Origin of the sequence: Streptomyces alkaliterrae, from assembly GCF_007097205.2 — a bacterium.
GTDB classification, from domain to species: Bacteria; Actinomycetota; Actinomycetes; order Streptomycetales; family Streptomycetaceae; genus Streptomyces; species Streptomyces alkaliterrae.
In genome coordinates this window covers 25970-38561 of sequence record NZ_VJYK02000011.1, presented here as the reverse complement: position 1 = coordinate 38561, position 12592 = coordinate 25970, and the positions used below count along the sequence as shown (strand labels likewise).

Here is a 12592-nt window from a genome sequence, read left to right as displayed (position 1 = left end):
CCCCCGGTGCCCGCACCTTCCCCCGAACCCGTTCGCCCGTCGGCCTCCGCCGGCTCCCGGGCGTGGCGGCGGCTGTGCCTGCTGGTCGTGCTGCTCGCGGCGGCGTGGGCGGCCGTCAGCTGGTACGAGCCGCACTCCTGGCTGACCGGCGGCGCCTGGCGCGAGAGCCTGCCGGCCGGGCTCGCCGCCCCGCTGTTCGCATTGCTCTACGCGGTGGCCGCCGCGCTGTTCGTTCCCCGGCCGCTGCTCGGACTGGCCGCGGGCGCGCTGTTCGGCTCCGTCCTCGGCGTCACCGCCGCCGTGGTCGGGACCGTGCTCGGCGCCGGGCTGTGCCTGGCCGCCGGTCGGCTGCTCGGCCGGGACGCCATGAGTCCGCTGCTGCGCGGCCGGCGGCTGGCCGCCGTCGACCGGCAGCTGACCGACCACGGCTTCCGGTCGGTGCTGCTGCTCCGGCTGCTGCCCGGCGTACCGTTCGCCGCCTCCAACTACGCGGCGTCGCTCTCCCGGGTCCGCTGGCCGGTCTTCCTCGGGGCCACCGCTGTCGGCGGGCTGCCCTACACCCTGGTGTACGCGCTGGCAGGCAGCCGCGCGAGCGAGCCGGTCTCCCCCGCGTTCCTCGCCGTACTCGGGCTGGTGGCGGCGACCGGCGTACTGGGCGCCGCCGCGGCCAGGCGCCACCTCGCCCGGGGCCGGGAGAGCACCTCGGCCCCGGGGCCGGCCACCGGCGCCGGCGCGGCGGCCCATACGATCTGACCGAACCTCAGCACCCGTCACACTCCACGACCGCAAGGGCGACCACACTCCGACATGTCCTGGTTCCAGTCCCTCATCCTCGGAGTCGTCCAGGGACTCACCGAGTTCCTTCCGATCTCCTCCAGTGCCCACATCCGGCTGATCGCGGTCGGCGCGGGCTGGCCGGACCCCGGCGCCGCCTTCACCGCCGTCTCGCAGATCGGCACCGAGCTGGCCATCCTCATCTACTTCCGCAAGGACATCGGGCGCATCGTCAGTGCCTGGGCGCGGTCGTTGGTGAGCAAGGAGGCCCGCCGGGAGCTGGAGGCCCGGATGGGCTGGCTGGTGATCGTGGGCTCGATCCCCATCGCCGTGCTGGGCGTGACGTTCAAGGACCACATCGAGGGGCCGTTCCGTGACCTGCGGCTCATCGCCTTCAGCTTCATCGCGCTGGGCATCGCGCTCGGTGTCGCCGACTACCTCGCCTCCCAGGCGGAGAACGGCGGCCGCCACCGGGCCGGCAAGCCGCGCAAGAACCTCGAACAGCTGACCGTCCGCGACGGTGTGCTCTTCGGTCTGTGGCAGGCGCTCGCCCTGGTGCCGGGCATGTCGCGGTCGGGTGTGACGATGACCGGCGGCCTGTTCCTCGGGTACGAGCGGGCCGCCGCCGCCCGGTACTCATTCCTGCTGGCGATCCCCGCCGTGCTGGGCTCCGGCGCGTACGAGCTGAAGGAGATCGGCGGGGAGACCGGCCAGGTCGCGTGGGGTCCGACGATCCTGGCCACGGTGGTCGGCGGCCTGGTGGGCTACGCGGTGATCGCCTGGTTCATGCACTGGATCTCCACGCGCAGCTTCATGCCCTTCGTCTGGTACCGGATCGCGGTGGGTGTGGTGATCCTGCTGCTCGTGGGCTTCGGCGTCCTCGACCCGCTGGCCGGCGCACCCGAGGTGGACGGCGGCTAGCGTCTCGCGGTCGGTCGGGCGGTCGGGCGGTCTTGGCGGAGGCGCGGGTTCCGCCAAGACCGAGACAGCGGCTCCGGCTCCTTGCACACTGGTGACACCGGTGGCGAGGAGGCGCTGATGGGGCGGTTGTCGCAACGACGGGCGCCGCTCGCGGCGGTGGCGTTCCTCGCCGGAGCGCTGCCCGCCCCCGCGTTCCCCGCGCCCGGTCTGTGGTGGCTGGCCTGGGTGGCGCTGCTGCCGTGGCTGCTGCTCCTGCGGTCGGCGCCCGGCGGACGGGCCGCCCTGCTGGTCGGCTGGCTGGGCGGGACGGGCTTTGTCCTGGCCACCCATCACTGGCTGATGCCCAGCCTGCACGTCTTCCTCCTCCCCCTGGCGGCCCTGACCGGTCTGCTCTGGGCGCCCTGGGGATGGCTGGCCCATCGGCTGCTCACCGGCGCGCCGCGCGGGATGAGGGCTGCCGCGGCCGTCGCGCTGCTGCCGTCGGGGTGGCTGCTGATCGAGGTGGTGCGCTCCTGGGAGTACCTGGGCGGGCCCTGGGCGCTGCTCGGTGCCTCCCAGTGGCAGTTCGGCCCCGCGCTGCGGCTGGCCTCGGTGGGCGGGGTGTGGTTGGTGAGCGTGCTGGTGGTGGCCGTCAACACCGCGCTGGTACTGCTGCTCGCCGTCCCGCCGGCGCGCCGGGCGGCCGGCGCCGCCCTGCTGACCGTCGTACTGCTGACGGCCGCCACCGCCTGGTGGGCTCCGGCGCCCCGGCAGCAGGGCGAGGCCCGGATCGCCGTGGTCCAGCCCGGGCTGACACCCGGCCCGCAGGCGCGGTTCGAGCGTGCCGCCGCGCTCACCGCCGAACTCGCGGGGCGCGAGCTGGATCTGGTCGTGTGGGGCGAGAGCAGCGTGGGCTTCGACCTCGACGCCCGACCGGACCTGATGGAGCGGCTGCGGACGCTCGCGTCGCGGGTGGAGGCGCCGCTGCTGGTCAACGTGGACGCGCGGCGGGCCGGCGGACCCGGCATCTTCAAGAGCTCCGTCGTGGTGGACGAGCGCGGGCCGACCGGGGAGCGGTACGACAAGATGCGGCTTGTGCCCTTCGGCGAGTACGTGCCGCTGCGGCCGCTGCTGGGTTGGGCGACCTCGGTGGGTCGCGCCGCCGAGGAGGACCGGCGGCGCGGTGACTCGCAGGTGCTCTTCGACGTGCGGGGGACGCGGATCGGGCCGCTCGTCTGCTTCGAGACGGCCTTCCCCGACATGAGCCGACAGCTGGCCCGGGACGGCGCGGGGCTGCTGGTGGCCCAGTCGGCCACCAGCAGTTTCCAGGAGAGCTGGGCTCCCGCGCAGCACGCCTCGCTCGGCGCGCTGCGCGCGGCGGAGACCGGACGCCCCGTCGTACACGCGACGTTGACCGGTGTGAGTGCCGTCTACGGCCCCGACGGGCGCCCGGTGGGGCCGGCCCTCGGCGTCGAGCGTTCGACGGCCGAGGTGTACCGGGTGCCGCTGGCGGAGGGGCGGACTCCCTACGTGCGGTACGGGGACTGGCTGCCGGGCCTGGCGTCGGCGGCCGTCGCCGCGTTCGTGCTGGTGTCGCTGCTCCGCCGCCGCGCGGTGTCACCTTCCGGCGCCGCCGGGAGCGGGCCGGGTCTCACGCGCTCTCGACGGCCGTGACGATCTGTTCGCACAGCTCGTGGGTGCGCAGGGAGTTGGTGACGTCTCCGCCGTGGCCGGCTCGGGCCTGGTCGAGGAAGGCGGTCACGGCCTGCTCGATGCCGCGCTGCCGGGCCACCGGCACCCAGTCGCCCCGGCGGCGGACGCTGGGCTGGCCCTTGTGGTCGATGACCTCGGCCAGGTTGCGGACCTCCCGCTTGCTGTCCTGTCCGGAGACCTCCAGGATCTCCTCGTTGGAGCCGGAGAGCCGGTTCATCATGCCGACCGCGGTGAAGCCGTCGCCGGAGAGTTGCAGCACGACGTGGTGCAGCAGGCCGTCCACCATCCGGTGGCGCACGTCGACGGTGTCCACCGGGCCGGGCGCGAGGTGGAGCAGGGTGTCGACGACGTGGATGAAGTCGTCGAAGACCATCGTGCGGGGCTGCTCGGGGAGCCCGATGCGGTGCTTTTGCATCAGGATCAACTCGCGCGGGTGCTCCAGGCACTGCGCGTAGGCCGGCGCGTGGCGGCGGTTGAAACCGACGGCCAGCGGTACCGCGCGCTCCTCGGCGAGGTGGACCAGTCCGGCGGAGTCGGTGAGGGTGTAGGCGAGCGGCTTGTCGACGTAGGTGGGCACACCGGCTTCGAGCAGGCGGCCGACGAGCTGCGGGTGGACCTCGGTGGGCGCGTGGACGAACGCCGCGTCCAGCCCCTGGGCGAGCAGCGCGTCCAGGGTGGTGTGGCGGTGCGCGGCCGGCACCCGGTAGGTGTCGCCGACCTCCCCGAGCGTGCCCTCGCTGCGGGTGTGCAGGTGCGGTTCGGCTCCGGGGAGCGTGGTGAGGACGGGCAGGTAGGCCTTCCTCGCGATGTCTCCGAGGCCGATCACGCCGATCTTCACCCTGGTGCTCCTCACGCGTCATTCCCGGCCGGGACGTCTCCCGTCGGTGTTCTCCGAGCGGCCGGCCGCCGTGGGGGAAGGATATGCCGTCCCCGGTGGTGACCAGTCGGCGACGCCGTCCAGCGCGCGGAGCGCGAGGTGCGGGCCGAGGCGGCTGACCGCGGCCGTGAGTGTGTCGCGGGCCAGCACCGCCAGGGGGTTGGCGACGGTCGTGAGGGCGCCGGCGCGGCGGGAGCGGCGGAGGACGTCGGTGGTCCGCGGCAGCCGGTCGCGGGTGTGGGCGGCCGGGGCCGGGCAGTGGTCGGCGGTGTCCGGGTCCGCGTGGTGGGCGAGGACGACGGCGTCCTCGACGGCCTGGTTGCCGCCCTGGCCGAGGCTGGGCGGCATGGCGTGCGCCGCGTCGCCCAGCAGCACCGTGCGGCCCCGGTGGTGGGCGGGCAGCGGTCGGCGGAAGGTGTACACGTCGTGGCGGAGGACGGTGCGCGGCGGGCAGTCCTCGATGAGGGCGGGGATCGGGGCGTGCCAGGTGCCGAAGCGGCGGAGTAGTTCCCGTCGTTCGTCGTCCGGTGCGCGGGCGCCGGCGGGGGCCGGGGCGGCGGCGTAGGCGTAGATCCGTCCGTCCCGCAGCCGGTGGGTGCCCCACAGGGCGCCGGAGCCCCAGGTCTCGTGCGCGGGGAGGTCGCCGAGACGACCGTCGGGGTCGTCCGCCATCAGCCGCCAGGTGGTGAATCCGGCGTAGCGCGGACCGGGGTGGTCGGGGAAGAGCAGGCGGCGGGCCGGGGAGGCCACGCCGTCGGCGGCGACGACCAGTTCGGCCTCCCGCTCGCCGTCGGCGGTGGCGACGACGGCCGGGCGGCCGGGGCGGCCTGGACCGGCCGGCTCTCCCGGGTCGAGCAGCCGGCCGGCGCTGCCGGTGTGCACCGCCTCGCGCGGGAGGCGGGCGCGGAGCAGGTCGACGAGGTGGGCCCGGTGGACGAGGGCGAGGCCGCCGCCGAACCGCTCGGCCGCCGCGGCGGCGTCGGTGCGGGCGAGCCAGCGCCCGTCCGGCCGCCGGATGCCGCCCTCGGCCGTCCAGGCGATCTGGTCGCGGACGGCGTCGCCGAGGCCGATGACGTCAAGGGCGCGTTGGCCGTTGGGCGCGATGCTGATCGCCGCGCCGACGGGCTCCAGCGAGGCGGCCCGCTCGTGGACCGACACCTGCCAGCCGCGCTGGTGCAGGGCGACGGCGGCGGTCAGCCCGCCGATGCCCGCGCCGATGACAAGCGCGCGTGGTCCGCCGGACATGGCCACCTCCTGGGGAAGCGCGGGCCGAGAGGACCCACTCTACTACGGCTGTAGTTGAGTGTACTACGGTCGTAGTTTCTCGGGTAGGGTCGCTCCATGTCCGCTGCACCCACGCCCCTGCCCCCGCGCGGGCAGGCCAGGGCGGAACTGATCTCCGACACGGCCATCCGGCTGCTCGCCGAGCGCGGTATGCGCGGGCTGACGCACCGCGCGGTCGACGAGGCCGCGGGTCTGCCGCCCGGCTCGACCTCCAACCACGCCCGGACGCGCGAGGCGCTGCTGGAGGCGGCGGTGCGCCGTCTGCTCGTGCGGGAGCGCCGCGTCCTGGACCCTGAGGGCATGCCGGTCCCGGGCGCCGGTGTGGCCGGGCTGGCCGACGCCGTGGCGGGAGCTCTGAGCGGCTATCTGAGCGACCACCGGGAGCTGCTGGTCGCCCGCTACGAGCTGGCGCTGGAGGCGACGCGTCGCCCGGCACTGCGGGCCTGCTACGACGAGGTCGGCGAGGTGGGCTTCCAGCGGCCGCTGAGCGCGCTGCTGGCGGCGGCCGGTTCACCCGATCCCGAGCGGCACGCCCACTCGCTGACGGCGTGGTGCGACGGTGTGCTGTTCGGCTCGACGGCCGGGTCCTACAGCAGGCGCCGGCCCACGCGCGAGCAGTTGCGCGCCGGTCTGACGGAACTGCTCGGGGCGATGCTGCCCGCCGGGCGGACCGGCGGGGCGAGCGGCGGCTGAGCCTGCGGCCGTTGCTTCCCGGGCTCCGTCGACACGTCCCACAGGTGTGTCGGGCGCGGTCTCACGGGTCGAGGCGGCGGGCGAGCCGGTCCGCAGCCGCCTGGAGGTCCGCACGGCGGCCCTCGTCCGGGAGTGCCGCCAACGCCGCCCGCGCACGGGCCAGTTCACGCCGGGCGGCCGCGCGCTCCCCGAGCTCCGCGTAGCCGTCGGCGAGGCCGAGGCAGAGCAACGGGTACAGCGCCCGCATCGCAGGGGACGGCTCCTCCGACCGCCCGTCGGCCGGTTCCCGGTGCCCGCGCGCCGCCGACAGGGCCCGCAGATGCCACTGGAGGCGGGTGTACGGGTCCTCCTGGGTGCCGGCGAGGTAGTGCGCGACCGTACAGCGGGCCAGCGCGCCGCCGACGGCCGGGCCGCCCGGCACGGCCGGATCGCCCTGCGCTGCCGGGCCGCCCTGGAGTTCCGCCCACAGCGCGGCCAGGCGGCTGCGCGCCTCCTCGCGGTCTCCCGCGCGGTGCAGGATGACCGCCTGCCCGATGCGGGTGGCGAGCCGGTCGGGAGCCGGCCGGGGCGGGTCGGTCATCGACTGACCTTTCGTCTGCTCGCGCCCCCGCGCTCCCGGCCGCCCGCGCGGACCTGCCCGCGGTGCGCCGGCGGCGTCGGGAGCGGCGACCGGACGGCCGCCGCCGCTGACGCTAGCTCCGCCCGGCCGCTCGGGCGGACAGGCGCCCCGTACCGCCGCGGGCCTTCCCCCACACGGGCCCGCGGCATGGTTCTCGGCACGGCCGCCGCAACGGGCGAGGGGGGTCAGCGCCCCAGGTCGGGGAGGCGCCAGTCGATCGGCTCGTGCCCGTGGGCGGCGACGGCCTCGTTGATCTGGGTGAAGGGCCGGGAGCCGAAGAAGCGCTTGGCGGACAGCGGTGAGGGGTGGGCGCCCTGCACGACGGTGTGCCGCTCGGTGTCGATGAGGCGGAGCTTCTTCTTCGCGTAGTTGCCCCACAGCACGAAGACCGCCGGGTCCTCGCGCTCGGCGACGGCCCGGATCACGGCGTCGGTGAACGTCTCCCAGCCCTGGTTCTTGTGCGAGTTTGCCTCTCCGGAGCGCACAGTGAGCACCGCGTTGAGCAGCAGCACGCCCTGCTCGGCCCAGGGCGCCAGGAAGCCGTTGTCGGGGACCGGGTGGCCCAGCTCCTCGTGCATCTCCTTGAAGATGTTCCGCAGGGAGGGCGGCGTGCGCACACCGGGCCGCACCGAGAAGCACAGTCCGTGGCCCTGGCCCTCGCCGTGGTACGGGTCCTGGCCGAGGACGAGCACCTTGACGCGCTGGTACGGCGTGGCCTCCAGGGCCGCGAAGACCTCGTCACGCGGCGGGAAGACCGGGCCGGCCGCGCGCTCCGCCTCCACGAACTCGGTGAGTTCCTTGAAGTAGGGCTTGGTCAGCTCGTCGCCGAGGACGTCCTGCCAGGAGCCGGGCAGCATGTCGATCACGTCGTGGTACCTCCGGTACGTCTGATAATGACACGTCAGAACGTACCGGTCGGCACCGACAACGGGACTACCAGCTGGACTTCCGGTGCAGCTCGCCGACCCGCATGATCGTCGAGGCGTCGATGGCCCACTCCACGCCGGCCACGTGCTCGTAGGCGGCGATGTGGACGTTGCCCTGCCACAGCGGGATCAGCCGGGCGTCCCTGGCGAGCAGCCGCTGCGCCTCCTTGAGGGTGTTCCCGGCCGTCGCGCGGTCGCTCTCCTTGCGCGACTCCGGCAGGATGCTGCCGGTCAGCTTGCTGTCGACGTAGGGGATGCCGAGCGCGTTGTTCTCGCCGACGAACGGGCCGATGTAGTTGTCGGCGTCCGGGAAGTCGGCGAACCAGCCACGGCCGAAGACCGGGTAGGTGCCCTCCTGGTAGGCCTTCTGGAACTCGTTCCAGGGCCGCCCCTCGATTTCCACCTTGAACAGCCCCGAGCCGTTGAGCTGGCGCTGGATCTCCTCGAACTCCGCCTTGGTGGTGGCACCGTAGCGGTCGGTGGTGTACCAGAGGGTGAACTCGACCGGCTCGTTGATGCCCGCTGCCTGGAGGACCGACTTGGCCTTGCGCTGGTTCGGCTCGCCGTAGCGGTCGTAGAAGGCGTTGGTGTGACCGGTGATGCCGCCGGGGACCATCGAGTACAGCGGTTCGGCGGTGCGCTTGTAGACGTTGCGCACCAGGGCCTTGCGGTCGATCAGCTGGGCGACGGCCTCTCGGACGGCCGGGTTCTTCACGGCGTCGTCCTCGGGGTTGAAGACCAGGTAGCGGATCTCGGTGCCGACGATCTCGTTCACCTTGATCGAGGACTGGCTGCCGGAGCGGCCGCCCAGGTCGGTGATCTGGTCGGGGGTCAGTCCGCGGTAGGCGAGGTCGAGCTCCTCGTCCTCCAGCGCCTTCACCAGGCTGCCGGAGTCGTCGAAGTAGCGGATCGTGACGGCGTCGTTCCGGGTCTTGGCGGAGCCCTGGTACTTGCCGTTGCGCTCCAGCTCGGCGACCTCGCCGGCCTCGTACTTCTTGATCTTGTACTGGCCGGAACCGACGATCGCACCGCCGGAGTCGCCCTCGCGCAGCTTGTCCGCCGGGTAGGAGGCCGGATCCACCAGGGAGCCGGCGGGGGTCGCCAGCACGAGCGGGAAGGTCGCTGTGGGCTTCTTGAGGTGGAAGACGACGGTGTCGTCCCCCGTGGTCTCTATTCGGTCCAGGCTGTCCAGCAGCGGGGCCGGGCCGGCCGGCGAGTTGATCTTCAGGATGCGCTCGATGGAGTGCTTGACCGCCGCCGCGTCCAGCTTGTTGCCGTTGGAGAACTCCAGGCCCTCGCGCAGCGTGCAGCGGTAGACCTGGCTCTTGTTGTCGGTGAAGGAGCACGACTTCGCCGCGTCCGGCTCGGGCGTGCCGCCGGAACCGGGGAAGTGCAGGAGTGACTGGTAGACGTTCCGGTACAGCTCCCACGAGCCGTCCCACGCCCCGGCCGGGTCGAGCACGCTGGGCGCGCTGGTGGTGCCGACTCTGATGGGCTGGTTCTCGTCGTCGCCGCCACCCGAGAACGAACCGCAACCGGCGAGCACTGCCGCTGCCGACAGAACCGCCACGGCCCTCAGAGGCCTCATCCGGCTGACCACGTGCACACTCCTCGATCGGCGACGAACCAATGCCGAACATGCTGAAACGACAGGGAAGCTTCGTGCCGGCTCGGCCGGTGCCGCTGGGCCGTGCGTCTCGCGCACGGCGGCCGTTCCCGGACTCGGGGCCAACAACGAGGCAGACCCTACCGCAGCGTCCGCCAGAGCTGAATCGGCTGCTCAACCCGTGATTCAACGGTTGCCGACGGTCAATGCGGCGGGGCCGGTGGCGGGCCCGCGAACCGTGAAGATCGACGGAGCCCGCCACGGCCGGACAACAGGTCAGGCCACCCCGGCGTTGAGGAAGAGGCCGCCGTCGACGACCAGGGTCTGGCCGGTGATCCAGCCGGCCGCCGGCGAGGCCAGGAAGGCGACCGCTCCCGCGACGTCCTCGGGCACGCCCAGCCGGCCCATCGGGTAGCCGCTCGCGGCCTCATGCTCCCGGCCCTCGTACAGCGCGGCGGCGAACTTCGTCTTCACGACCGCCGGGGCGACCGCGTTCACCCGCACCGTCGGCGCGAACTCGTGGGCGAGCTGCTGGGTGAGGTTGAGCAGCGCCGCCTTGCTGACGCCGTAGGGCCCGACGAACGGCAAGGCACTGAGCCCGGCGACCGAGGCGACGTTGACGATGGTGCCGCCGTTGTCGCGCTGCCAGGCGGCCCACGTCCGCTGGGCGAAGCCCAGGGCGGAGACCACGTTGGTCTCGAAGACCTTCCTGGCCACCGCGAGGTCGACCTCGGCGATGGGGCCGAAGACCGGGTTGGTGCCGGCGTTGTTGACCAGGTGGTCCAGACGGCCCCACTCGGCCATGATCCGCTCGACGGTCTCCGCCTGGTGCGCCTCGTCGTGCGCCTTGCCGACCACGTACAGCGCGCGGTCCGCGCCCAGGCGGGCCACCGCCTCCTTCAGCGGCTCCTCGTTGCGGCCGGTCAGACAGACCCGGTCGCCGCGGGCCACCAGAGCCTCGGCGACGCCGTAGCCGATGCCCCGGCTGCCGCCGGTGACCAGCGCGACCTCACCGCTGTGCTGTGCGCTCATGCGCGTCACTCCTCTCGCTTCGCGGGTCAGTCGAGCGGTCCGCCGGCCACGTACAGCACCTGGCCGGAGACGAAGCCCGCGCGGTCGCCGGTGAAGTACGCGATGGCGTCGGCCACGTCCTCGGGGCGCCCGACCCGCTGGACGGGGATGGCCCCGGCGGCGGCCGTCTGGAAGTCCTCGAAGTCCATGCCGACGCGTGCGGCGGTGGCCGCTGTCATGTCGGTGGCGATGAAGCCGGGCGCCACCGCGTTGGCGGTGACGCCGAACTTGCCGAGCTCCTTGGCCAGCGTCTTGGTGAGGCCCTGGAGTCCGGCCTTGGCCGCCGAGTAGTTGGCCTGGCCCCGGTTGCCCAGCGCGGAACTGGAGGACAGGCACACGATCCGACCGAAACCGGCGTCGACCATGTGCTTCTGGCAGGCCCTGGACATCAGGAAGGCCCCGCGCAGGTGCACGTTCATGACGGTGTCCCAGTCGGCCTCGCTCATCTTGAACAGCAGGTTGTCGCGCAGGACACCGGCGTTGTTCACGAGGACGGTCGGGGCGCCGAGTTCGTCAGCGACGCGCGCCACCGCCGCCTCGACCTGCGCGGCGTCGGAGACGTCGCAGCCGACGGCCAGCGCCTGGCCGCCGCTCTTCCTGATCTGGTCGACGGTGTCGGCGCAGGCGGCCTCGTCGAGGTCGAGGACGGCGACCGCGCGCCCCTCCTCGGCCAGTCGGACGGCCGTAGCCGCCCCGATTCCGCGGGCTCCGCCCGTCACGATGGCGATCCGGCGTTCGGTGCTGGACATGGTGCCTCTCCTTGAGTCCCTGGTAGGTCTCCGGCGAAATGAGCAACCGCTTAGTAGCTTCGGCTGTCGTGACGCTAGAAGCCGCCCAGCCGGCTGTCAACGGCCGGCCGGGCGGCTTCCAGCGTCACCGCACCAACAACTCCAACAGGCGCTCGGCCTCCGCGTGCGGGTCCTCGGTGAGGCCGGTGTGCACCGGGCCCGGCTGCACGACCGTGGAGCGCGGGGCGACCAGCCAGCGGAAGCGCCGCCCGGCGTCGTCCCCGGCGGCCTGGCCGGCAGCCGGGCCGCCCGTGCAGACCCGTTCGACGGCGTGCAGGGCGGCGCGCACCCCGACCACGTCCGCCGAAGGGTCGAGCGCGCGCAGCCGCGCCTCGTCCAACTCGACCAGCGCGCACACGTACGACCTCGCCCGGCAGTAGACCACCACGCCCGCGTTGATCAGCTCGCCGCGCTCGACACGCGGCACCACCCGCAACAGGGCGTACTCGAAGACGTCCCGCTTCCCGCTCATGCCCGGCCGCCTTCCCGTGCCTCGTCACGCGCCGCTTCGGAGCCCCGCCGCTCCGCCGGGCGGTGCGGCCACTCCGTCAGCCAGCCGGGTGCCCGGCTCGGCCCGTCCGCGCTGCGCTCGCCCACGACGATCCGTTCGGCGAGACCGTCCACCCGGCGGAGCAGGGTGGCGGTGTGCGCGGCGCGCAGGGCGGCCACGTCGTCGAAGCCCGGCTCGTCGACGAGCCACTCGTCGGGCACGTCGGCGACGCAGGCGGCCAGCAGTTCCTCGGTGACGCGGGGCGCGAGCGCCGCGTGCGCCGCGGCCAGGTCGGGGCCGAAGGGCGCGAGGACGTGGTCGGAGGCGTCGTAGGACCGGGCGGCGGCCGCCGGCGCCGAGGCCCAGTTGTGCTGCCAGATCAGGCACGCGCCGTGGTCGATGAGCCACAGGTCGCCGTGCCAGACCAGCAGGTTGGGGTTGCGCCAGGAGCGGTCGACGTTGTTGACGAGCGCGTCGAACCAGACCACCCGGCCCGCCTCGGCCGGGTCGACGGTGTAGGCGAGCGGGTCGAAGCCGATGGACCCCGGCAGGTAGTCCATGCCGAGATTGAGGCCGCCGCTGGCCTTGAGGAGTTCCTGGACCTCCTGGTCCGGTTCGCCGAGCCCGATCACCGGGTCGAGCTGCACGGCCGCCAGGCGCGGCACCCGCAGCCCCAGCGCGTCGGCCAGCCGGCCGGCCACGACCTCCGCGACGAGGGTCCGGCGCCCCTGCCCGGCGCCGGTGAACTTGACGACGTACGTGCCCAGATCGTCGGCTTCGACAAGACCCGGCAGCGAACCGCCCTCGCGCAACGGTGTGACGTAGCGCGTGGCGGTGATCTCGGAGAGCAT

Annotated in this window: 13 protein-coding genes; 4 read left to right on the top strand and 9 right to left on the bottom strand. The window is 73.6% G+C overall.

Features of this window, described 5'->3' with window-relative positions; translation table 11 throughout:
- The 3 genes from FNX44_RS02395 to lnt form a co-directional block, all read left to right on the top strand.
- A partial coding sequence (locus tag FNX44_RS02395) for a TVP38/TMEM64 family protein (protein WP_143646227.1) occupies positions 1 to 753 on the top strand: 753 nt, incomplete at its 5' end.
- A 54-nt stretch (positions 754 to 807) separates the two neighbouring features.
- Positions 808 to 1695 (top strand): undecaprenyl-diphosphate phosphatase, encoded by an 888-nt coding sequence (locus FNX44_RS02390; RefSeq protein WP_143646226.1) that lies wholly within the window; start codon positions 808 to 810, stop codon positions 1693 to 1695.
- 117 nt (positions 1696 to 1812) lie between these two features.
- Entirely contained in the window at positions 1813 to 3348 is a 1536-nt protein-coding gene (lnt, locus tag FNX44_RS02385; RefSeq protein ID WP_143646225.1) for an apolipoprotein N-acyltransferase, read from the top strand.
- Here lnt and FNX44_RS02380 read toward each other — a convergent pair.
- Together FNX44_RS02380 and FNX44_RS02375 are read right to left on the bottom strand one after the other, a co-directional pair.
- A complete protein-coding gene (locus tag FNX44_RS02380) occupies positions 3326 to 4225 on the bottom strand; it encodes a Gfo/Idh/MocA family protein (protein ID WP_143646232.1) in 900 nt (299 codons plus the stop codon). The two genes, lnt and FNX44_RS02380, sit on opposite strands and share 23 nt — an antisense overlap.
- A gap of 18 nt (positions 4226 to 4243) precedes the next feature.
- Positions 4244 to 5509, bottom strand: a complete 1266-nt coding sequence (locus FNX44_RS02375) for an FAD-dependent monooxygenase (protein WP_143646224.1) — start codon at positions 5507 to 5509, stop codon at positions 4244 to 4246.
- A 96-nt stretch (positions 5510 to 5605) separates the two neighbouring features.
- Between FNX44_RS02375 and FNX44_RS02370 the strand changes: the two genes are divergently transcribed.
- A complete protein-coding gene (locus FNX44_RS02370) occupies positions 5606 to 6241 on the top strand; it encodes a TetR/AcrR family transcriptional regulator (RefSeq protein WP_143646223.1) in 636 nt (211 codons plus the stop codon).
- 61 nt (positions 6242 to 6302) lie between these two features.
- On the opposite strand, the gene FNX44_RS02365 is transcribed toward FNX44_RS02370, so the two are convergent.
- From FNX44_RS02365 to FNX44_RS02335, 7 genes are all read right to left on the bottom strand, one after another.
- Positions 6303 to 6821 carry a hypothetical protein gene (locus FNX44_RS02365; RefSeq protein WP_143646222.1) on the bottom strand — a complete coding sequence of 173 codons (519 nt, stop codon included), beginning with the start codon at positions 6819 to 6821 and terminating at the stop codon, positions 6303 to 6305.
- A 224-nt stretch (positions 6822 to 7045) separates the two neighbouring features.
- Positions 7046 to 7717 carry a uracil-DNA glycosylase gene (gene ung / locus FNX44_RS02360; RefSeq protein ID WP_143646231.1) on the bottom strand — a complete coding sequence of 224 codons (672 nt, stop codon included), beginning with the start codon at positions 7715 to 7717 and terminating at the stop codon, positions 7046 to 7048.
- Between the two features lie 76 nt (positions 7718 to 7793).
- A complete protein-coding gene (locus FNX44_RS02355) occupies positions 7794 to 9386 on the bottom strand; it encodes an ABC transporter substrate-binding protein (RefSeq protein WP_407699104.1) in 1593 nt (530 codons plus the stop codon).
- Positions 9387 to 9668: 282 nt separating this feature from the next.
- On the bottom strand, positions 9669 to 10424 hold the full coding sequence (locus FNX44_RS02350; protein ID WP_153506741.1) for an SDR family oxidoreductase: 756 nt from the start codon (positions 10422 to 10424) through the stop codon (positions 9669 to 9671).
- 26 nt (positions 10425 to 10450) lie between these two features.
- Positions 10451 to 11212: a 3-oxoacyl-ACP reductase FabG gene (gene fabG, locus FNX44_RS02345; RefSeq protein ID WP_143646219.1), complete on the bottom strand. Its 762-nt coding sequence runs from the start codon at positions 11210 to 11212 to the stop codon at positions 10451 to 10453.
- 124 nt (positions 11213 to 11336) lie between these two features.
- Complete coding sequence (locus tag FNX44_RS02340; protein ID WP_143646218.1) at positions 11337 to 11723, bottom strand: DUF3037 domain-containing protein; 387 nt, start codon at positions 11721 to 11723, stop codon at positions 11337 to 11339.
- Complete coding sequence (locus FNX44_RS02335) at positions 11720 to 12592, bottom strand: HipA family kinase (protein ID WP_143646217.1); 873 nt, start codon at positions 12590 to 12592, stop codon at positions 11720 to 11722. Before FNX44_RS02335 ends, FNX44_RS02340 begins: the two co-directional genes overlap by 4 nt.